This is a genomic window from Polaribacter pectinis (assembly GCF_014352875.1).
GTDB classification, from domain to species: domain Bacteria; phylum Bacteroidota; class Bacteroidia; order Flavobacteriales; family Flavobacteriaceae; genus Polaribacter; species Polaribacter pectinis.
This window is the reverse complement of record NZ_CP060695.1, coordinates 2,924,867-2,947,645: the sequence shown is the minus strand read 5'-3', so window position 1 is coordinate 2,947,645 and position 22,779 is coordinate 2,924,867. Positions and strand designations below refer to the sequence as shown.

Genomic DNA, 22,779 nt, shown 5'->3' with positions numbered 1-22,779 from the left:
ATTTACCATGCCCCAATAAAGTGACTTCCAGTAGTGTTTACCAATTCTGCACCTTTAGTAACTGTGCTAGTTTCTGTATCTACAACATAAATATTTCCATTTTTACCTACAGGAGCTTGGGTTAAATATATTTCATTTCCATCAACTGCAAAACCTTGATACTGGAATAAGTAAAAATCTGGATCGTAAGGAATTTCCTCAATTTTTACAGCTGTTTTAGCATCTAAATCTACTAAAGCAAAAAATCCTTGAGCGCCTGCTAAACCATCTGCAGAACCTTCATGACGATAAGCTAGCACTGCTTTTCCGTTTGCAGCTGGTCTCCAAGCAAGCACATAAGCACCTGTTACACCCAAAGCATCGTCTAAATTAAAATCATAAGAATTATCATATTCATTATTTGCTCCAATTTTTAAGATATGAGAACCTTCTGGATCGCTTTGATTTGCTTGGTAAACACTTCCATTATATTCAAAAGCATTAATACTTCGGTATCCGTTAGTATTACCATGACCAACAGTTGATGTAATTACTGTTGGATTTAATAAAGAAGGATAATCTAAAACAATGGTTTTAGAACCTAAAATTTCATATCCACTATCGCTTTCAACGGTACTTGGATTTACTTTACTTAAACGACCACCAATATATAATTTATCTCCGACAGCATTTAAAGTTGGCATATCAATTCTAGAAAAATAATAACCTGCCGCTTCTTCTTCTGGGCTTAGACGTACAACATGTTCTTGAAATTTATTAATAGAAGAATTTTCTAAATCTAAAGTAACTACACCTATTGTGGCTTTTGTGTATGTATAAACATCATCTGTTGCATCATTTGGTGTTCCATTATCATTAACTTGATGCTCTGTGGACACATATACTGCAGATCCAGTTTTATCTCCATCAAATAATTTTATCCATCTTGGAGCATTACCAACATAAGGAGCAATACTTACCTCAGAACCTATAGGTGTAAATTTTTGTCCTCCTGCTACAGAATATTTAGTATAATTACCACCAGTATCTCCGGCATAACTAATATTAAAAATTGTACTTCCATCTTCTGAAGCTTGTAGTCTAGCAGTTCTATTAGAAGGTGCTATAAACCCATTTTCAAAAGGATTAATAGAAACTGTAGGGTCTTTGGCATCTTCTCTAGATACAGAATAAATTAATGTTCCTCCATTTCCATCTCCTGGGTTGTCTCCCATTTTGGCTCCAGCTATTGTAATCCATCTTGTTACTTCTGGTTCTGGATTAACTGGATCTTCATTAACATCATTACTACATGCTGTAAATATCCCAAATGATATTATTAGGGCTAATACTCTGTGGTTTAAAAATATTTGTTTCATTTTATTTTAATATTTAGTTAAATTTATTGATTGTGTAATTTAATTTTATGTAAAAAGCTCTTCCAGGTTTTTGTACAGATAAATTGTCAAATACAGGTTTATCGAATATGTTTTTAATATCGAAACTAGCAACAAGTTTCTTGTTTGGAAATGAATAACTAAGACCAAAATCTTGAGCTAGTTGTTGAGGTATTTTAAAAAAATCATTACCAACTGTATTGGATCCTTGAGGTACTAGGTAAGAAAACTCATCTGTAAAATACATAGAGTAGAAAATGTTTAATCTAGATTCTTTTTGAAATAAATTTTTAAAAGAGTATCGTAAACTACCGTTCATTGTATAAAAAGGTGTGTTTGGTACATCTATTTCTACATTATTATTTATAATTTTTAAATCGAAACGAGATATATTAAAATTTAAACCAAAATTTCTGTTATAAGTATAACTTAATTGTGCATCTATACCTTTAGAAGTTCCGCTTCCTTGATTTACGTATACTATTAATTCATCATCAACATTAAAAGAGGTTTCTAGAGGTAAGCCAATTCTATCTTTAATATTTCGAGTAAAAACATTTGTAGAAATAGAAAAATCATGGTTTTTTATATTGAAAGTTCCAAATCTAAAACCTAAATTATAGTTTTTACTTTGTTCTGGATTTATAGTTGGGTTTGCTACAACATTATCTCCATCATTACCAAAAACTTCTGTTTCATCTGGTAAACGCACTGCTTTTTCTGCAGAAGCCAATAAAGTAACTACTGGTGTAATTGCATAAGAAGCTGCAAAACCATAGCCATCTTGGTCTATATTGCTACTTACAACTTCGTCTACAATACTTTTAACTCCGTTAGCGTCCGTTTTTATTTCTGGATCTATACTTGTAGTTTTTTGTTGATAATGTTTTCCAAATACGCTTGTTCTTAATCTATTTTCAAAAGTTGTAAACTCATAGGTTAAAGAGTATATGTTTTTGTAAATATTTCGAGTACCTTTAAAAGTATTTTCTAATACAGAAACTAAAACATCACTATCTTCTCTATCTACACCACTATAAACATGGTTTGCTAAAATTTTATGCTGCTTGTTAACAGCATAAGAAAGCCCTGTTCTTATAGACGCTACATTTCTTTTAATTTTTGCTAACGTTGGTCCTCCTTCTTGTTGGGAACCCCAAGTATAATCGTATTCATCACCTTTATAATCTATAGCTCTTTCTCCAGTCCAACTATAAGCTGCAGCAAGGGTATCATTTACAGCTCGGTTTCTTTTACCATATAAACCGTTTATATTAACATCTAGCCCTTTAGTAAAAAGGTTTTTCTTTTTATAAATTATATTTGCTAATAAGGCATCTGATTTTAAAAATCTGCCTTTGTAGGGTGTTATGGTCATAAAAGCACCATGTTGTACTTCTTTATAATCTTTAGATGCATTTAAGCCAATTAAAAATTGATTTGCCCACTTTACATCTGTGTAACCAGTTTGAAATAATACTCCTGAAGATTTGTAGGCATCATTAAATCTCTTGGCTGTAATTGGTGTTTGTACACCTCCTAAACCAGTATCTACAACACTTCTTCCAGATACTTTATAATCATTATCAGAATAATTATGAAAAATAGCTGATTTTATAGTAAATCCAGATTTTTTTAATCGATACAAACCATTAACATTTGCTTGCGTGGTATTAAATGACCCGTAAGAAATAGATGCATTTAAGTTTGTTTTATCATCATTATTAAGTACAATGTTAATTGCGCCTCCCAAAGCATCATCAGACAAATGACCAGGAACAACACCTTTATAAATTTCAATGTTCTTAATCATTGATGGAGGAATACTGTTTAAATTGTAAGAAGATCCATACATAGAAATAGGAATACCATCTATAAAAATTCTTACTGCATTGCCAGATAAACCATTTAAACTGTAATTAACATCGGAACCCAAACCACCATTTTGACGAATTTTTACACCAACTGTTGTGTTTAATAATTCGTTAGTTTGTATGTTTCTAGGACTTACATCTTTGGTTTTAATAACATTTACTGCAAAGCCTTGTGTTTCTTTTTTAGTTTTTTCTGTTTTAGTTTTAATACTTACTCCCTTTAAACCCTCTACACTTTCCGTTAATGTAAAATTTATGGTTAGCTTTTTATTGCTGGTATTTTCTAGACTTATTTCTCTAGAACTTGAAATAAAACCCAAATATGATACTTTAACTAAATAGTTTCCATTTGGAATAAATTTAAGAATATATCTACCATCTTCTCCTGTAATTGTAGTTCGTAAATTGTTACCAAGAACTACCGAAGCTCCAAATAATGGGTTTCCAAAGTTATCAACTACATTTCCTGAAACTGTATGTTGACTCTCTTGAGAATATGTTGATAGCGCTATAACAAACGTTAAGAAAAATAATTTTATATCCACTTATTTAGATTTAATAAAAATAACTACATTTGCAAAAATACGTTGTTTAGAATAAGTCTTAATAACGTGAAAGGAAATTATAATAACGTAAAAGGAATAAATGATAATTCGATTTAAAAGTTCAAAATTAGAGAATGAAGAAACCGTTCGGAGCTTTAATAAAGATTTTGAAAAATCTCAATTATCTGAAGAAGAATTTACCAATTTTAAAAAAGGAGTAATTGGCTCGGTTAAGGAAATACATCTAAACAATACCTACATGTTTTTTCAAGATTTTGACAATGAAACAAACGAAAACCAAACATTAGAAATAGTTAATGATCAACCTGTTTTTTTGCTTCAATTTGTTATTAGTGGAAATGTTTCTTTTTCTATTGATGATGAAGCTAGTACGTTGTATACATTAAACCAAAACAAGTATAACTTATTTTATATTCCAGCTTCAAAATGTATATACAAGTACATAAATCATAAAAAAAAGGTTTTAAATATTTTTTTTACGGAAACTTATTTAATAAAAAAAATGGGAGCTTGTTTTGTAATAAATTCAAAAAAATACAAGCAATCAAAAAAAGAAAATCAGATTTATTCCTTTTTTAATAATGGTCTAACAATAAATAGTCAGCTTTTAATTATTGTAAATGAATTTCTTAATTGCACTTTTAATGGTATTACAAAGCAATCTTATTTAGAATCTAAATTAACAGAGTTGGTTTTAATAGCATTGGCAACTAATAATTTAAATCTTATAACCAATAAAATAAGAGAAGAAGATCGAGAAAATCTAATAAAAACAGAACAATATATTCAAGCTAATTTAAAAGAAGAATTAAGTATAGACAAATTATCTATTATGGCTGGTTTTAATACCTCTAAATTTAAAAGTGGTTTTAAAGAAATTTATGGACTACCTGTTTTTAAATATATTACTTCTTTAAGAATTGAAAAAGCAATTCAACTAATTTCTAATCAAAATTACACCATTTCGCAAGCCTCATATGAGGTAGGTTATAAAAACCCTCAACATTTTACAGTTGCTTTTAAAAAGAAAATGGGCTTTTTACCTAGCCAATTAATTAAATAACGAAATCTTGATAAAATATAATTGAAAAAAATGTTCTATAATAATTGCGTTTTCTATTTTTATAAGTAAATATCACTCTGTATGTAAAACTCTTCCTTTAAAGTTAATTACAAAACTTTTTGAATAAAAGGTAATACAGGTATAATTTGTTGATTTTTAAGCAACAATTCCCAAAAGAAATAAACAAAAAAGTAAAATTATAAATTTAGAATCTCTTTTTTAAGAGAATATAAAATAATGCTCTATAGCTTTTAAAGCAACGAAAATTCAGCATTTCATATTTTTTACGCATCTTTATATCTTTAAATAAAGAATTAAGATGTCTTCTAATTTTAGAATTTCTCGTGCTTTTAAAAACGCAAAAAGAATTTGTTTTAATGCAGATTCTAAATTTGTATTTTTTAGCGATTCTCACAGAGGAAACAATGGTTTTGCTGATGATTTTGCGAGAAACAGAAACATGTTTAAACATGCTTTAGAGCATTATTACAACAACGGTTTTACCTATATTGAGTTAGGTGATGGAGACGAATTGTGGGAAAACAGACGTTTCGAACGCATTTTTAGAGCCAATAAGCATATTTATATGTGGCTAAAAAAGTTTCATGAAGAAAACAGATTGCATTTTATCTGGGGAAATCATGATATGAAATATAAAAATCCTGCAACAATCCGTAAGAATTTACACTATTATTACGACTCTGTATCAGACACAAAAAAAGAACTTTTAATTGGTGCTTCTTTTTCTGAAGCCATTTTTTTAGAAGATGAAAACACAGGAAAAGGAATTTTTTTGTTACATGGACATCAAGCAGATTGGTTTAATTATGTGTTTTGGAGATTGAGTAGTTTTTTAGTGAAAGTACTATGGAAACCGCTACAAATATTAGGTTTTTCCGACCCAACTTCTCCTGCACAAAACTTTAAAGAACGCATAAAAGTTGAATACAAATTAGAAAAATGGATTCAAGAAAATAACAATCAAATGATGATTACTGGGCATACACACAGACCACGTTTTCCTGATAAAAATGAAATTCCGTTTTTTAATGATGGAAGCTGTGTGCACCCAAGATCTATTACAGGAATTGAAATTGAAAACAACGAAATTTGCCTCATAAAATGGCACATTATCACAAAAGAAAACGGAACTATGCAAATTATTAGAACTGTTTTAGAAGGTCCAGAAAGTTTAACTCACTATATGCAATAATTTGATTTTTTGTAAAAACACAAATACTGCTTTATTTTATTCTTCCATTGATAAAATTCCTGCTAAAACTTGGGAAATTCTCGGTTGTGAAAACAATATTTATTTTCATCGAGATTTTTTAAAATCTATTGAGAAAAATCATCCAGAAATTACATTTTCTTACATTATTTTGGTGGATGATAATTCAATTCCTATTGCTTTTTCGTCGATTCAAATAGTCGATTTCTTTATGAATTCAATTCAGAATGATTTCGATTTTTTAAAGAATTTAGGAAGAAAACTACGCATTTTAAAAGACAGCAAACCTTTACGATTACTAATTTCTGGAAACACTTTTGTAAGTGGAGAACATGGCGTTTTTATAAAACAGAATCAAGATAAACAAAAAGTGATTTTAGAATTGGCAAAAGCCATTAATCATTTTGTGAGTTCTAACAAAGAATTAAAAAATAAGATTGATGCTTTTCTATTGAAAGACTTTGTAAACGAATCTTTATTTATTACAGATGAATTAAAAACGGTGAGTTACAATCCATTTTCAGTAGAACCAAACATGCTTTTAAATATTGATGAAAATTGGCAAAATTTTGATGATTATTTGGCTTCCATGAAGACCAAGTTTCGTGTAAAAGCGAAAAAAGCATATTCGCAAAGTGCTTCTATTAAAATTGAAGAAATTACTTCAGAAAATATTGATAATAAAGTTATTGAAATGACTGCTTTATATAAGAAAGTAGCAGAAAGTTCTAACTTTAATTTGGGCGATTTTAATTTGGAAACCTATAAAGATTTCAAAGATAAATTCGACGAAAAATATATTTTAAAAGCATTTTATTTGCAAGATAAATTGGTTGGTTTTATGTCTGGAATTATCAATAATAATTCTTTAGACGCACATTTTGTAGGTATTGATTATAGTTTGAATAGAGAGTATGCAATTTACCAAAGAATGTTATATTCTTACATAGAAATTGCCATCAACAAAAACTTAAAAACTATTAATTTTGGAAGAACTGCAAGTGAAATTAAAAGTTCTGTGGGCGCAATTCCGCAAGATTTAACGATGTATCTTCGTCATAAAAAAACCATTACAAACAAAATATTAAAGTTATTTTTGCAGAGAATTCAACCTACACCATTTCAACAGAAATTTCCATTTAAAAAACAGCAATAAATGCAAACGAGTAAAGAATTAGTAGACCTTTTAGATTTAACAGCTTTAGGAGAAAATAATTTTAGCGGAAATAGTTACACCATTGGAAGTCCACATGTTTTTGGAGGCCAAGTTTTGGCACAAGCTGTAAATGCAGCCTACAGAACGATTCCAGAAAACAGATTTATAAATTCTTTGCATTCTTATTTTTTAGAAGCGGGAGATTTAACAGTTCCAATAAATTACCACGTTGCAGAAATGCGAAATGGAGGTAGTTTTTCTACAAGAAGGGTTACTGCAAGCCAAAATGGGAAAACCATATTTATTATGGCAGCTTCGTTCCACATTAAAGAAGATGGTTTTGAACATCAAACAGCAATAGACAAGTCTATAAAACAGCCAGAAGAATTAATGAGTTGGGAAGATATGTTAGTGCAGTTTGGCGATTTTTTACCAAAATCTACAAAAGCTTTTTTAAGTATTAAAAGGCCTATTGAGTTTAAACCTGTAAGAGTTCCAAATCCAATGGAACCTAAAGATTTACCTGCAAATGAAGATGTTTGGTTTCGTTTAAAAGGAGATCATAAAGATTTAGACATTAGAACGAAACAAGAAATTCTAACCTATATTTCTGATTATAATGTACTAAATGCTGCTTTTAACTCTAATGCAAGTGCACACAATTTTGGCAATACACAAACTGCAAGTTTAGATCATTCTATGTGGTTTTTTAGAGAATTCGATTTTAATGATTGGATGCTTTTTTCTGCAGAATCTCCAAACGCATTTGGTGCAAGAGGTTTGGCTAAAGGAAATATTTTTACAAGAGATGGCAAATTAGTTGCCTCTTTTGCACAAGAAGGTTTAATGAGACCGAAAAAGTAGGCAGTCTTCAGTTGGCAGTTTTCAGTCGCAGTAAAAAATAAATAAAATTATGAGTGAAGCTTTAATTTACGTAATTACAACAAACGGTTTATTATTTTTATTAAGTATTATTTTTTGGAAATTTCCCCCAAAAAAAATTAATAGCTTTTATGGGTATAAAACCCCAAAAGCGATGCAAAATCAACAAATTTGGGATTTTGCAAACAGTACTTTTAATAATAGTTTATTAATTTATTCTATGATTTCTTTTATTGCTGGTCTAGTGTTTGCAGCTTTCTTAAATGTAGAATTAACGTGGCAACCAATGGCTTTTGTTTTTTTATCTGTTATTGTAAGTATTGTAAAAACAGAACGTGCTTTATCTGATAATTTTACGGAAGAAGGAAAAAAGAAAAAATAGCTTTTTCATAAGAAGTAATTTATAGCTCTATAAAGGTACTTAAAATGTTAAAAACTAGCCACAAAAGAAATAGATAAGTTTCTACCAGGTGCCGCAACTCCAGAAGCAAACTCTATATAATGTTCATCTAAAAGATTGTCTAATCTTGCTTGTACAGAAAAATTAGTATTTAAAACATAACTTCCATTTACCCCTAAAGTAGCCCAGCTTGGTGAACCATAAAATTTATCTTCATCTGCAGTTGCATTTTCATCTACAATTGGTGTTAAATCGTGGTTATCAATCCCTTCTCTAAAGTTAAAATCTGTAATATCTTTTTTACTGTTAAATCTTACAGCAGCACCTAATTCTAATCTGTCATTTTTATAATTTACTTCAAACTGACCAAATAAAGGTGGAATAGAAGACATAGGTTCTTCTGTATCATAGGTTCTACCTTTAGTAAAAGTAATGAAACCAGTAGTGTTCCAAGTATTAGAAATTTTTCCTGAATAACTTGCTGTATATCCTGTAATAAAAGCATTACCTCTGTTCTGGTTTGCTACTGCGTTACCAAATTCTCCATCGAATTCTACTTGATCACTTCCATTAATTATAAAACTATCTCTAATAATATAATTGTCTAGCAATGTGTAAAAAACAGTAGCTCCTAAACGAAATTTTCTATTGTTAAAATATTTTTTAATTCCTATTTCTGCATTGTAAGCAAATTCTGGTTTTACATCTATATTTGGCACAGTTACATCTCCACTTTTTTCACGAACCCTACCAACATCATCTATATTTGGTGAACGAAAACCAGAAGATATTACACTATTTAGTTGCCAATTTTTATTAGGTCTATACACATAACCAACTGTAGCTGTAACTGCAGAATGGTTTGCACTAATGTCATTATCTGGTAGTTTAATAAATGTTTCGTCTATCCATTTTGCATTTAAGTTTGTATTGGTAAAACGAATTCCAGAGTTTAAAGTAGATTTTTTACTTAAATCTTGCCTATAATCTACATAAACTGCAGAACTTAAATAATTACTTCCTCCATCTGGATAACGAGATTGTACCTTAAAATCATTAGAAAAACCATCGATTTCTCCATTTACAATGTTTAATTCTTTTCCGTAAGAATTAGACTTTACATCATTATAAGCAAACTCAAAGCCATAGGAAAGTGTCCTTTTTTTATCTTCTGTTAATGGCACAGAAAAATCTCCATTAATACTAAAAATATTTACAGTTTCTTCTCTATAAGAACGATCTAAACTTCCAAATTTACGTTGAATTCTACTTTCTTCAAGATTTTGATAAGCAGCAGTAATAGTACCACTTTCTAGCCAATTTTTATTTGGATTTATCAACAATTGAGATGAAAGCAACAATCTGTTTTGTGGACCATAATTCCATTCTGCAAATTTTAGTTCACCATTACTTAACTCTGTTAATCTATCAAACCTAGGAATGTCTGATGTAGTAGAATACTGTAAATTAACTTTTAAATCTGTGCTTTCAGATAAAGGCACAAAGAACTTTTGTAAAATATCAGTTTGACTATAACCTGTATTTCTCTGTAAATTAGGGTTTTCATTTACTGTTGGATTAGGATTGTAATTACCATTTACATTTTCTGAATAAAAAAATACCTTTCCCCAATCATCAAAACCATGATTACGATTTTTTCCAGCTTTTAAATCGCCAAAATTACTGTAAGAAACACTTGTAAAAGAAGCCCAATTTTTAAAACTTAACTCTGCCGAAAAATTCGTTGTAGATTCTTGATTTACCGATGAAAACCTTGAAAAAAGCTGACTTTTAACTTCGTTTTCTTCAGATAATTTAGGCGTTTTTGTGTAATAATGTATAACACCACCCAAAGCATCTGAACCATAAATAACAGATGAAGGTCCAAAAACTACTTCGGTTTTATCTAACATGTTTGGCGCAACAGTTATAGAATTTTGCAAATGCCCTTTTCTATATATGGCGTTGTTCATTCTAACACCATCTACTACTAATAAAACGCGGTTAGACTCCATACCTCGAATTACAGGACTTCCTCCACCAAATTGAGATTTCTGAACCTTAATTCCAGGGATTGCTGCCAATAAATCTGCAGAGGTTTGTGGAGATATTTTTTGAATATCTTTAGCCGAAATAACAGCAATTTGCTCTGCTATTCTATTTGTTTTTGCTTCCTTTTTAAAAACTGATAAAACGACCTCATCTAATTGTTCTGATTGTTTGGTTAAATAAACAGTAAATTTTCTACTTTTTAAGGTTGATTTTTTTACTCTTAAAACGGCATAAGATAGATGAGAAAAAACAATAAATTCATTGTTTTTAAATTCAGAAATATCTACAAAACCCTTATCGTTAGAAGATATATTTATGGTTTGATCATCATTAAAAACAGTAACATTATTAACAGATTTACCTGTTTCTTTGTCTAGAATTTTTACTTCTTGAGCAAAAACTGTACAACTTATAAAAAATACGAATGAAAAGAATATGTACTTCATCAACTAAAAACTGTTTCTAAAATTTGTAACGATTTAGGGTTTCTAAAACCGCCCAAATGTAGTTCAAAATATCTAATAATTATTTGCAATACAACTTGCCTTTCAGATTTACTAAAAGACACTTTTTCTATACCATCAAAATCTATGCCTAACAGCTTTTTAAATTGATAAAAATTTGCTCCAGAAATAACATTTTTTTGTGAAGTTGAATTTGAGAAATTTCCTTCTAATAAATCGAACCCAATTTTATTATTTTCAGACAAATCTGGATAAAATCCTAAAAACCGAGTTAAATTCAATAAAAATAATAAATGAAAATTGGCAATTTTATCATGAACATCTAACCAAATTAAAGCAGTTTCTAAATATTGGAAAAGAGATTTGTTTTTCTCTTCCTCTTGAATAGAGTTTGATAAAACTTCCGATAAAAACAATACTACTGATTGCTTTACAATGTCATTATAAATGGTTTTGTAAGGGTAAGAAACCTGCACCTCTTTTATAGCGTTTAAGTTTCCTTTGCTGTTATGACTAGCTTCAATTTTTAGCTGTGTTAATGGCTGAAAATAAGCTATTTTTAACCCACCTTTTTTAGCTTTAAGAATTCCTCTAATTAAATAAGATTTTAAACCTTCTTCTTGTGTATAGCATTTTACAATTAAGCTAGAATCGCTATATTTTAATGCGCTTAAAACAATTGCTTTTGTGGTTACAATTGCCATTTTTAATTTACTATTGCAATTTTAGTTACACTAGTTTCAGAAGCATCATCATTAGATAATAAAACAATATAAATACCAGAAGCTACTTTATTACCAGCCAAGTTTTTTTTGTTCCAAACAACTTTTCCTCCTTGTAATTCTTGTCCTTCTACAACATTTGTTTCAAAAACTAAATTACCTGCAACATCTAGTATTTTTACATTGGTTCCTTTTGGTAAATGTGTGCCATTTCTACCATCTATAGTAACAATTTCGTGGTTTTTTAAAGCTGGGTTTGGATAAGCGTACACTTCACCCAAAACATCTCCAAAAGGAGCTACTTTACTGTTGTATGCCACTATACCTTTATCGGTAGCAAAATATACTTTCCCAGAAGAATTGTCTACTGTAATTTTAATAATTCTATTAGATGGTAATGGGGAGTTTTGTTTGCTAAAATTAGCTAACGTATTTTGTCCACTAGGATTTGTATAAATAACACCTCCATTATCTGTACCAAACCATTTATTATCTGCACCATCTACAACTATAGAATTAACTGTTTGATCTCCCAAAAGACGGTCTCCAAAACCATCTGAATTTGCATTAATAATAACAGGTGACGCTTCAGGGTTTTGGTCATCAAAAACACCAGAAGCATTACTATATACAACCAAACCAGATTTTGTACCTAACCAAACTCTATTACTTGCATCTACAACTACTGTTCTTACATTTAAATCTGGTAAATTCCCTAAATTAGGAGAGGTAATTAAGGCTTTTTTTCTGTTTCCGTTTTCATTATACGCATACACACCATTACTTCTTGTTCCTATCCAAACACCATTTCCTCTATCTATTGCAACTTCCGTTAAACCAATAGCTACTTGATTTGATGTTAAAGAAGACAAGTCTACACTAGACCACTGTCCGCCAGAAGAAAGTTTTTTTAATTCGCTAGAGACACCAACATTTGTAACCCACAAATTTCCGCGACTATCAAAAGCAGTTCCTGCAACTCTTATTGAAACATGAGATGCTCTGGTATCTATGTCTTCTAAAGGGCTATTGTTTTGATTGTAAAATGTTTTTATGTCATTATTATCTAGAGCCAATAAACCTCCAGTAGAAACACTGTTTAAATTTGTAGTTACACCAAAAGAACTTATAAAAACGTTCTCATCATTATCTGGGTCTATTGATATGTGTGATAAATCTGTAACCGGAAAATTAGGATTGTATTTTACATTTATCCATTCTTCATCATTAAAATGAGAAAAACCTTGTTCCTTTTGGTTAGGTGCATAAGTACTTGTATAACCTCCATAAACTACCCAAAGATTTTTATTTTGAGATGCTATTGAAAAAACATCATTAGACAAAGGTCCTTGTGGATGTATTTCTAAGTAACTTGAAGGTGAACTTATTGATGCAGATAATAAACCAAACTCTTTTGTTGCTAAAAAAACAGTGGTATCTTCAAAAAAAGAATTGTTTAAATTATAGTTGAATTCTGTATTTGTTGAAAATTGAACAACTTCATTTAAAGCTATATTTAAAACTATAGAGTTAGTGTTTAAAGTAACAGATAGATGACTATTAGAAGATTTTATAGAAATAATATTTTGAGAAAAATCTCTTACTTCCGTTAAATTACCACCAATGAAACTAAATAATTTAGTGCCTTCTACTGTATATAATTGATTATTAAACAACGTTATTTGACTAAAATTCCTTCCTGAAAATTGTTGTTGCCAATTATTAAAATCTATTAATAAATTACTTGTAATATCGGCTTTAAAAATTCCGTTTTCTGTAGCCGCATAAATTCTAGAATTGTCAACTATAGTTTGATTGATTTTTATGGAACTAGAATTATTTCCTATAAAATAAGTATCACCAAATTCTAGTTTTTCTATATCATAAACTACAATTGCAAAAGGAGTTGCTAAATATAATTTGTTATTAAATTCAGAAATGTGATTTATGCTTTTTTCTCCAGATTCATTAAAATTTAAAATATCGGAAGAAATAGTAATTGTACCATCATTATCTACCACTTCTACAAGACCATTTTCATAACCTATTACCAATCTTTTAAATGTAGTATTATAATGAATTGAAGTAGTAACCTCTCCAGACAAACCTTGTACAGAAGATAGTTTTTCTATTTCTTCTGTGTTAATATTATACGTAAAAACAGCATTATCTGCCAACGCATAAATTATATTTTCTACTTTTACAAAATCTTTTACGTTGTTGTAAGAATAAAAATCTTCCCAAGAATCACTATAATCTGTTTGGGCAGAAATAGTAAGTACAAAAAGAAAAATGAAGCTTGAAAAAAGTTTTTTCATCATTAAAATTTACACATCAAAGATATTTATTTATTGTTACAATAACGATAAAACACCTTACATTAGTACAAATTTCAAGGATATTTTATGAGCGTAGAAATAGAAAGAAAGTTTTTGGTGAAAAATGATGCTTTTAAGAAAGAAAGTTATCAAAAAAAAATGCTAAAACAAGGATATTTAAATTCTGATAAAAACAGAACTGTAAGAATTAGAATTACAGATGATACAGCTTTTATTACCATTAAAGGCAAGTCTAACAAAGCAGGAACAACCAGATTTGAATGGGAAAAAGAAATTAATAAAACTGAAGCAGAGAAATTACTTTTATTATGCGAACCAACTATTATAGAAAAAACTAGATTCTTAATACAAAAAGGAAAACATGTTTTTGAGGTTGATGAATTTTATAATGATAATAAAGGACTGATAGTTGCAGAGGTAGAACTTACTTCAGAAAATGAAAATTTTGAAAAACCAAAATGGTTAGATAAAGAAGTTACTGGAGATTTAAAATACTATAATTCTAGCTTAAGTAAGCTACCTTTTAAAGATTGGAAATAAAAAAACCTCGAACAAACGTTCGAGGAAATTTAATAAACCTACCCCCTAAATAAGATTTATAATACCTAAAATATTAACATAAGTCAATATAATAAGTTCTACAAAAGTATGTTTTTTTTATGAAACCGTCAAATAATCTGATTTTTTTTGAAATTTCGATAAATAATCTTAAAAATAATTTGCTATAAAAAGTATATCGCTAGAAAATGACTTACACTTCCTAATAGTACAAAAACATGAAAAATTGCATGGTTATAAGGTAGTTTTTTTATGGAATATAAAATGGCTCCTATTGTGTAAAAAATACCTCCCGCAAATAATAAGTTTAAATTATATTCTGGTAAACTGTTAATTAATGGTTTTATTAAAAATACTACTTGCCAACCCATTAACAAATACATTGCTGTAGATAATTTATCAAATCTTCCTGTAAAAAATAATTTTAAAACAATTCCTACGAGAGCAAAAATCCAAACGAAAACAAATAAATACCAACCTAGTTTAGAATCTAAAGCAACCAAGCAAAAAGGAGTGTAACTTCCTGCAATTAAAACATAAATTGCAGCGTGATCAAAAATGTTTAATTTTCTTCTCTTTTTTGGGTTTTTTGCAGCATGATAAAAGGTAGAAGCAGCATAAAGAATAATTAAACTTATCCCGTAAACTATAAAACTTGCAGGTTTCCAAAAACCATTAAAAGAAAAAGATTTAACGATTAAAAAAGGAAAGACAATAATACTAGCAAATAAACCTAAACCATGAGAAATTACATTTAATCGCTCTTCAGATACAGTATATTCATAATTTAATTTCTCGCTCATTTAGATCTATTTGTGTCTTTCATGTATTTTTTATCATTCAATAAAGCAGTATTCATAATATCGAAAGTTTTATCCCTTAAATCTTCCACATTATCTTGTGTTAACTTTTTTGTTGATATAAAATTGTGTTGATGCACTCTAAAAATTCCAGGACCACCTTTTAAAGGATCCCATGAAAAGAAACGTTTACAATCGTAATACACTTGTGGTACAATTGGTATTTGAAACTCAATTGCCAAACTAAAAGCCCCTTTTTTAAAAGGTGCTAAAACTACATCTTCAGTTGGTACTAATCCTTCAGGAAAAATAGCCATACTTACACCATTTTGTAACCTTTTTTTAGCCATTTTAAAAACTCTCTTTCTACTTTCAGGATCGCTTCTATCTACCATAATAACGACTCTTTTATAGAAAAAACCAAAAACCGGAATTTTAACCAACTCCTTTTTTCCAACAAAAACAATGGGATTTTTGCTTAAGGCAATTAATACAAATGGGTCCATTAATGATGCATGATTGGGACAAAACATGTAACTTTTATCTGGTTGAATTGATTGATCTGCTTCAAAATTAATTCTAAAACCCATTCCGTAAACCAACACTTTTGCTAAAATTCTAGCTACTTTCCAAAAATGATGATAATGTTCTTCCTTAAATGTAAACATCAAAAAAATTGGAGAAAGCAATAAAATGGTCAAAAACATTAAAATGTAAAACCATAAACGCCAGAGTAATAAAAAAGGAATTTTTAAATATTTCAAAGAATTAATAAGTGTTAGATTATTTTTTTCTTGATTAGAATGTGAAGGAAAAACAATAATACTTCATCCTTCATAGAAGGCAAATGTAGTAATATTCTTTTGTTTGATTGGTTTTCTGAAACAAAACCTTATTTTTACGGCTTCAGACCGTTTTGGCATTTAACTCATGCCCAAAATATATTAAATATACTATTCATGTCAAGAATTTTAACAGGCGTACAAAGTACTGGAACGCCACATTTAGGAAATTTATTAGGAGCAATTTTGCCTGCTATAGAAATGGCGAATAATCCAGAAAATGAAGCTTTCTTATTTATTGCAGATATGCATTCTTTAACACAGATTAAAGATGGAAATGTTTTAAGAGAAAACACCTATAGTACAGCCGCAACTTGGTTGGCTTGTGGTTTAGACATTAATAAAACTATTTTTTATAGACAGAGTGATATTCCAGAAACTGCAGAATTAACTTGGTATTTAAGTTGTTTTTTTCCATATCAACGTTTAACATTAGCGCATAGTTTTAAAGATAAAGCAGATAGATTGGCAGATGTAAATGCTGGTTTATTTTCATATCCAATGTTAATGGCTGCTGATATTTTATTGTATGATGCAGAAGTTGTACCTGTAGGAAAAGACCAATTACAACATTTAGAGATGACAAGAGATGTTGCCAACAGATTTAATAATATTGTTGGAGAAACTCTCGTTATTCCACAAGCAAAAATACAAGAACACACAAAATTAGTTCCTGGAACTGATGGAGGAAAAATGAGTAAATCTAGAAATAATATTATCAATATTTTTCTTGCTGATAAAAAACTACGTAAGCAAATTATGGCAATAAAAACCGATAGTTTGGCTTTAGAAGAACCTAAAAACCCTGACACAGATAATGTTTTTGCTATCTATAAATTATTGGCTTCAGAAGAACAAATTGCAGAAATGCGAGCTAATTATGAAGGCGGAAACTATGGGTATGGGCATGCAAAACAAGCCCTATATGAACTAATTATTGATAAATTTGCCACTGTCAGAGAACGCTACCATCATTTTATGGAAAATAAGAATGAAATTGATGATGCTTTAGCAATTGGTGCAGAAAAAGCAAAAATTGTTGCAAAAGATGTATTACAAAGAGTAAGAGCAAAAGTGGGTTATTAAGCCTAGTTTTTTAGTATAAAAAAAAACCTCGTTTCTAAATCTAGAAACGAGGTTTTTCTTTTCTTAAGTATAGTTATTTTAAATCCATTGACATAAAATACCTCCCATAATTGCTAAACAGACAATCCAAAATCCGGCATTTATTGCAATATACTTTGTGCTTTTTCTTTCGAACATTCCGTTAATTGCAATAATTGGTAGTGCAAAAATAAACCCAGACATTGTACCATGTAAAGCTCCATGTTTAAATGTTCTAAAACGATCTCCATAATTAGCTATAAAGTCTTGAAAATAGTTAAATGCTTCTCCTGTTTGTTCTTCGAAACCTATTTCTCCTTGTAATGTTTGCATAACCCCCATTTGATGTATAACTAAAAACATTAAAAAGAAAGACATTAAAAAACTAAATACATAACAGAGTATAAATGTTAGCGCCATGTTTTTACCTGCTAAAGATTCTTTTGTGAATCCCATTTCTTTCATCCAGGCATTTCCAAATAATGGACCATACCAGATAAAACCGATAATTAACGGCACTAAAGCCGATACAAAAAAGATGTAAAAATTCATTTCCATGATAAAAAAGTTTATTGGTTGAATACCAAATATAGGAAATAAGTTTTTGACAATAAATTAGTTACAAAAAAAACTCAAAAGAATATCTTTTAAGTTTTTAATGTTTTTTTATTTAAAATAGTATCTATTTAATCTTCATAGATCTACCAATAGCTTCTAATTCAAAAAGAAAAGCTCTCTTATTAACTGATGGTGCATAGGTAAAACCTTCAAAAATTACTAATCTGTTGTTCTTCTTATCAACAACAGTATAATTTACAAACGGTCCTGCCATAAAATCATTTTTTACTTCCCATTTTCCACGTGTTTCAAAAGCATTTTTACCATCTACTTTTGTTTTAAAAGTATGTGGTGTGTATGCTTCTTCTGTAATCATATGCATGGTTTCTGGATCTGATCCAGGAATGTATTTTTTACCTATTCTGTTTCTAACAGAAACAATACTGTCTGCAACTGTAGTTTCATCTTCTAAAGGGACTGAATAAATTAGAATATTATTACTACCTGTTTTTGCAATTCCGCTTGTTAAATGATGACGTAACCAAAGGAATTCTCCTGTGTCTTCTACAGTTCTAAATTTATCATGAATAGTAAATGAAACACCTAAATTTTGAAGTGTTTTAAATTTAGAATCATCTAATTTTGTGTTTTCAAATACACTTTGAGTCATTTTTATATCAGATTCTATAAAGATATCTATGATTTCTTTTTTATGTTTCTGAAACATTTTTACCATGCCTGCATCATCTTTAGCATAAATGTAAACAATGGTTTGTGGTTTTGCATACACATTGTGTTTTACAGAAAAACTCTCTTTATCAGATTCTCCAATTACTAGAATGTTTCTACCAACTTTCATCATACTTCCAAATCCGTTTGGAGCAACTTGAGACACTGATAAAATTGGTTCTGGTTGAGGTAAACCTACCATTAACTCTCCAAATGCATTTCTAATTTCTTTACCAACATCACCAGTCCAGTCGCTAGATTTAGTAACTACCATTACTTTGTTAACTTTGCCAATAGAGGTTCGCATTACAAATTTATCGTTACCAGTACAGGATACTATTAACAATGTAATTACAAAAATTGAAAATATTTTTTTCATGAGTTTAGCTTTTAAATATTTTTAGTTTAGTTATGGTTAACTCTCCAAATATTGTTCCACTTTTAATTTTAAAAACAGAATTAGTACCTACTTTTTCGTTTTTTGGGATTTATTTAGTTGAATTAGGAATTTTCTTTGGGTAAACAGACAGTCTTTGTCCTATTTTTAATCGGCTACTTTTTAAGCTGTTCCAACGTTTTAAATCGCTAACTCTTACACCGTATTTATTAGCAATTTTACCTAAAAAATCTCCGCTTTTTACTTTGTAACGGATACGTTTATCCATTTCAAAATATTTAGGTAACGGTTTTTCTCTTTTAGCATCATCTTCATCTGCTAAAGTATAAATTTCTTTTTCTTTGTCTAAAAATTCTACAATTTTGCTACTTGGCAATCTTACTGCATAATTTTTATCTTTTATAAACGGAATAATCTCTAATTTATAAGATGGATTTAATTCTGCCAATGTTAATTCATCAACATTTATTTTTTCTGAAATTTGATCGAAACTAATAGTTCTTTTTACACGTACAGTATCTGTTTGAAAATCGAAAAATTTAGGAACTTCAGAATAAATTTTTAACTCATCTGAATGTTCAAAAATATACATTGTTGCATAAAATGCTGGGACATAACCAGCTGTTTCTCTGGGTAAATAAGGTCTAATATTCCAATAATTTTTATAACCGCCAGATCGTTTTATTGCTTTTCTAACATTTCCTGGCCCAGAATTATAAGCTGCCAGTGCCAAATCCCAATCTCCAAAAATGGTAAATAATTGACTTAAATATTTACACGCAGCAACTGTTGCTTTTACTGGGTCTTGGCGTTCATCTACATAAGAACTTACTTTTAAATCGAACTGAATTCCTGTTCCGTACATAAACTGCCACAAACCTGTAGCACCAACTCTAGATTTTATTCTTGGTCTTAAGGTAGACTCTACAATAGCTAAATATTTCATTTCCAAAGGAATGTCATATTGATCTAAATATTGCTCGAACATTGGAAAATAGTATTTTGCCCTAGCCATTAAAGCTGGGTAATATTTTCTACGATACAATAAGTAACTATTTATTACTTTTTCTAATCCTGGATTATATGCTAAATTAAAAGGTGTTTTTTTATTTAATGCAGAAAGACGAATTTTTAATAAATCTGTTGTTAAAACTGATGGTACATTTCCTGTAATATCCTTGTCATTAATTACATAAACAAGTGTGTCTATTAAAGAAGAATTAAATTTTTCTTCAATTAACAAACTGTCTATTGTTTCTAAATCGCTATCAGAAAATAGATCTTTTTTAATAGGGTTTTTTAAAGAATCTTTAGCAATAAATAAAGTATCTACTTTTGTTTTTGATAGAAAAATAGTGTCTTTTTTTTCTTGTGAAAAAATTGAAATACTGATTAATAAAAAGAATAAAAATTGCTTCATAAAATACTATAAGTCTAATTCTAATGCAATTGGGCAATGGTCTGAATGTTTTGCTTCGCCTAAAATATATGCTCTCGAAATCTTCTCTTTTAGAGGCTCGCTTACCATTGCATAATCTAAACGCCAACCTTTATTATTTGCTCTAGAATTAGCTCTATAACTCCACCAAGAATATTGCTGTAATTCTCTATTTAAGTATCTAAAACTATCTATGAATCCGTTATTGATAAACTCTCCAATCCAAGTTCTTTCTTCTGGTAAAAATCCAGAAACTCCTTTCATTTTTGGGTTGTGAATATCAATAGCTTCATGACATATATTATAATCTCCACATATAACTAAATTCGGAATTTCTTGTTTTAAATTATTAATATATTCTTGAAACTCATCCATATAATTGAATTTAAAACTCAATCTTTCTGAATTGGTACCAGAAGGTAAATACAAACTCATAACTGAAACATCATCAAAATCTACACGAAGATTTCTACCTTCAAAATCCATGGTTTCTATTCCTGTACCATACTCTACATGATTTGGTTTTTCTTTACAGAAAATAGCTACAGAAGAATATCCTTTTTTTTGTGCTGAAAACCAATAATGATAAGGATAACCAGCGTTTTCAAACTCGGTTACATCTAATTGTTCTTTGTGTGCTTTTGTTTCTTGGATGCAAATAACATCTGGATTTGCAGCTTTTAACCAATCTATAAACCCTTTTTTTAAAGCAGCTCTAATTCCGTTTACATTGTATGATATTATTTTCATTGAAGTCTTTTTATTTCTTCCAAAAGGAAAGAAAACTCATTCTTAAATATTATTTTTTTAGTTTTCGACAGTTATCTAACTGACAGAAATACTTAAAAATGTTAAACGTCCATTTCTGGAATTTCTCCATTTACAACCAAAGTACCTTCTGTAGCTTTTTTAATTTCTTCTACAGTAACTCCTGGAGCTCTTTCTAACAAGTGAAATTCATTATTCTTTACTTCTAATACAGCTAAATTAGTAACCACTTTAGTTACACAACCAACACCTGTTAAAGGCAAAGAACATTTCTTTAAAATTTTAGATTCTCCACGTTTGTTAGAATGCATCATTGCTACAATAATGTTTTCTGCGGAAGCAACTAAATCCATTGCTCCACCCATTCCTTTCACCATTTTTCCTGGAATTTTCCAGTTGGCAATATCTCCATTTTCTGCAACTTCCATTGCTCCTAAAATGGTAAGATCTACATGTTTACCACGAATCATAGAAAAACTCATAGAAGAATCGAAAAAACTTGCTCCTGGCATTGTTGTAATGGTTTGTTTACCTGCGTTTATAATATCTGCATCTTCTTCTCCTTCAAAAGGAAAAGGTCCCATTCCTAAAACTCCGTTTTCACTTTGAAACTCTACTTCTATATCGTCTCTAACGTAATTGGCAACTAACGTAGGAATTCCGATTCCCAAGTTTACGTAAAAACCATCTTGAACTTCTTGTGCAATTCTTTTCGCTATTCCTATTTTATCTAAAGCCATAACTATTGTTTTTGTCTTACAGTTCGTTGTTCAATTCTTTTCTCGTAATTTTTACCTTGAAAAATTCTTTGTACAAATATCCCTGGAATATGAACATTGTTTGGGTCTAACTCACCAACTTCAACCAATTCTTCTACTTCTGCAACTGTAATTGTTGCTGCACCACACATATTTGGATTAAAATTTCTTGAAGTTCCTTTAAAAACTAAATTTCCTGCTGCATCTCCTTTCCAAGCTTTTACAAAAGCAAAATCTGCTTTAAATGCTGGTTCTAAAACATACATTTTTCCATCGAATTCTCTGGTTTCTTTTCCTTCTGCAACTTCAGTACCATAACCAGCTGGTGTATAAAATGCAGGAAAACCTGCTTGTGCAGCTCTACATTTTTCTGCCAAAGTTCCTTGTGGCGTTAATTCTACTTCTAATTCTCCAGACAACATTTGTCTTTCGAACTCATCATTTTCACCAACATAAGAGGAAATCATTTTTTTAATTTGTTTTCCTTGCAATAATAATCCTAAACCAAAATCATCTACACCTGCATTATTAGAAATGCATGTAACATCTCTAACATTTAATTTTACTAGTTCAGAAATTGCATTTTCTGGAATACCACATAAACCAAACCCACCAAGCATAAGCGTCATTCCGCTTTTTACACCTTGTAAAGCCTCTGTTACGTTATTTACTTTTTTGTTAATCATAATATGTATGTTTTTA

Annotated in this window: 20 protein-coding genes; 7 read left to right on the top strand and 13 right to left on the bottom strand. The window is 29.6% G+C overall.

The window, feature by feature from the left end; translation table 11 throughout:
- Positions 1 to 2: 2 nt before the first annotated feature.
- Positions 3 to 1,358, bottom strand: coding sequence for a DUF4374 domain-containing protein (locus H9W90_RS13260; RefSeq protein ID WP_187482061.1), 1,356 nt, complete (start codon positions 1,356 to 1,358; stop codon positions 3 to 5).
- A gap of 13 nt (positions 1,359 to 1,371) precedes the next feature.
- The gene (locus H9W90_RS13255) at positions 1,372 to 3,795 is read right to left on the bottom strand and encodes a TonB-dependent receptor (protein ID WP_254712495.1); all 2,424 of its coding nucleotides are present in this window, start codon (positions 3,793 to 3,795) and stop codon (positions 1,372 to 1,374) included.
- Positions 3,796 to 3,895: 100 nt separating this feature from the next.
- Here H9W90_RS13255 and H9W90_RS13250 point away from each other — a divergent pair, with 100 nt between their 5' ends.
- The 5 genes from H9W90_RS13250 to H9W90_RS13230 all read left to right on the top strand — a co-directional run bounded on the left by H9W90_RS13250 (position 3,896) and on the right by H9W90_RS13230 (position 8,530).
- Positions 3,896 to 4,879 (top strand): helix-turn-helix domain-containing protein, encoded by a 984-nt coding sequence (locus H9W90_RS13250; protein ID WP_187482060.1) that lies wholly within the window; start codon positions 3,896 to 3,898, stop codon positions 4,877 to 4,879.
- Positions 4,880 to 5,198: 319 nt separating this feature from the next.
- Complete coding sequence (locus H9W90_RS13245) at positions 5,199 to 6,092, top strand: metallophosphoesterase (RefSeq protein ID WP_187482059.1); 894 nt, start codon at positions 5,199 to 5,201, stop codon at positions 6,090 to 6,092.
- A gap of 1 nt (position 6,093) precedes the next feature.
- Entirely contained in the window at positions 6,094 to 7,266 is a 1,173-nt protein-coding gene (locus tag H9W90_RS13240) for a peptidogalycan biosysnthesis protein (protein ID WP_254712494.1), read from the top strand.
- Positions 7,267 to 8,130, top strand: a complete 864-nt coding sequence (locus H9W90_RS13235) for an acyl-CoA thioesterase (RefSeq protein WP_187482058.1) — start codon at positions 7,267 to 7,269, stop codon at positions 8,128 to 8,130.
- Positions 8,131 to 8,179: 49 nt separating this feature from the next.
- The gene (locus H9W90_RS13230) at positions 8,180 to 8,530 is read left to right on the top strand and encodes an SdpI family protein (protein WP_187482057.1); all 351 of its coding nucleotides are present in this window, start codon (positions 8,180 to 8,182) and stop codon (positions 8,528 to 8,530) included.
- A gap of 47 nt (positions 8,531 to 8,577) precedes the next feature.
- On the opposite strand, the gene H9W90_RS13225 is transcribed toward H9W90_RS13230, so the two are convergent.
- From H9W90_RS13225 to porZ, 3 genes are read right to left on the bottom strand one after another with little or no spacing between them, the layout of a single operon-like run.
- Positions 8,578 to 11,046, bottom strand: a complete 2,469-nt coding sequence (locus tag H9W90_RS13225; RefSeq protein ID WP_187482056.1) for a TonB-dependent receptor — start codon at positions 11,044 to 11,046, stop codon at positions 8,578 to 8,580.
- Entirely contained in the window at positions 11,046 to 11,768 is a 723-nt protein-coding gene (gene recO, locus H9W90_RS13220; RefSeq protein ID WP_187482055.1) for a DNA repair protein RecO, read from the bottom strand. The genes H9W90_RS13225 and recO overlap by 1 nt, the downstream gene beginning before the upstream one ends.
- Before the next feature lie 2 nt (positions 11,769 to 11,770).
- Positions 11,771 to 14,107 carry a type IX secretion system anionic LPS delivery protein PorZ gene (porZ, locus tag H9W90_RS13215; protein ID WP_254712493.1) on the bottom strand — a complete coding sequence of 779 codons (2,337 nt, stop codon included), beginning with the start codon at positions 14,105 to 14,107 and terminating at the stop codon, positions 11,771 to 11,773.
- An 84-nt stretch (positions 14,108 to 14,191) separates the two neighbouring features.
- On the opposite strand from porZ, the gene H9W90_RS13210 reads away from it, so the two are divergent.
- Positions 14,192 to 14,665: a CYTH domain-containing protein gene (locus H9W90_RS13210; protein ID WP_187482054.1), complete on the top strand. Its 474-nt coding sequence runs from the start codon at positions 14,192 to 14,194 to the stop codon at positions 14,663 to 14,665.
- A gap of 182 nt (positions 14,666 to 14,847) precedes the next feature.
- On the opposite strand, the gene trhA is transcribed toward H9W90_RS13210, so the two are convergent.
- A complete protein-coding gene (gene trhA / locus H9W90_RS13205) occupies positions 14,848 to 15,486 on the bottom strand; it encodes a PAQR family membrane homeostasis protein TrhA (protein WP_187482053.1) in 639 nt (212 codons plus the stop codon).
- Entirely contained in the window at positions 15,483 to 16,151 is a 669-nt protein-coding gene (locus tag H9W90_RS13200; protein WP_254712492.1) for a lysophospholipid acyltransferase family protein, read from the bottom strand. The genes trhA and H9W90_RS13200 overlap by 4 nt, the downstream gene beginning before the upstream one ends.
- Positions 16,152 to 16,442: 291 nt before the next feature.
- Here H9W90_RS13200 and trpS point away from each other — a divergent pair, with 291 nt between their 5' ends.
- The gene (gene trpS, locus H9W90_RS13195) at positions 16,443 to 17,411 is read left to right on the top strand and encodes a tryptophan--tRNA ligase (RefSeq protein ID WP_187482052.1); all 969 of its coding nucleotides are present in this window, start codon (positions 16,443 to 16,445) and stop codon (positions 17,409 to 17,411) included.
- Between the two features lie 78 nt (positions 17,412 to 17,489).
- On the opposite strand, the gene H9W90_RS13190 is transcribed toward trpS, so the two are convergent.
- From H9W90_RS13190 to H9W90_RS13165, 6 genes are all read right to left on the bottom strand, one after another.
- Positions 17,490 to 17,987 carry a DUF1761 domain-containing protein gene (locus H9W90_RS13190; protein WP_187482051.1) on the bottom strand — a complete coding sequence of 166 codons (498 nt, stop codon included), beginning with the start codon at positions 17,985 to 17,987 and terminating at the stop codon, positions 17,490 to 17,492.
- Positions 17,988 to 18,111: 124 nt separating this feature from the next.
- Positions 18,112 to 19,095, bottom strand: a complete 984-nt coding sequence (locus H9W90_RS13185) for a DUF4837 family protein (protein WP_187482050.1) — start codon at positions 19,093 to 19,095, stop codon at positions 18,112 to 18,114.
- A 109-nt stretch (positions 19,096 to 19,204) separates the two neighbouring features.
- The gene (locus H9W90_RS13180; RefSeq protein ID WP_187482049.1) at positions 19,205 to 20,533 is read right to left on the bottom strand and encodes a lytic transglycosylase domain-containing protein; all 1,329 of its coding nucleotides are present in this window, start codon (positions 20,531 to 20,533) and stop codon (positions 19,205 to 19,207) included.
- A 6-nt stretch (positions 20,534 to 20,539) separates the two neighbouring features.
- Entirely contained in the window at positions 20,540 to 21,301 is a 762-nt protein-coding gene (locus tag H9W90_RS13175) for an exodeoxyribonuclease III (protein ID WP_187482048.1), read from the bottom strand.
- Between the two features lie 101 nt (positions 21,302 to 21,402).
- Positions 21,403 to 22,059, bottom strand: a complete 657-nt coding sequence (locus H9W90_RS13170; protein WP_187482047.1) for a 3-oxoacid CoA-transferase subunit B — start codon at positions 22,057 to 22,059, stop codon at positions 21,403 to 21,405.
- Between the two features lie 2 nt (positions 22,060 to 22,061).
- Positions 22,062 to 22,763 (bottom strand): CoA transferase subunit A, encoded by a 702-nt coding sequence (locus H9W90_RS13165; RefSeq protein WP_187482046.1) that lies wholly within the window; start codon positions 22,761 to 22,763, stop codon positions 22,062 to 22,064.
- Between the last annotated feature and the right edge of the window lie 16 nt (positions 22,764 to 22,779).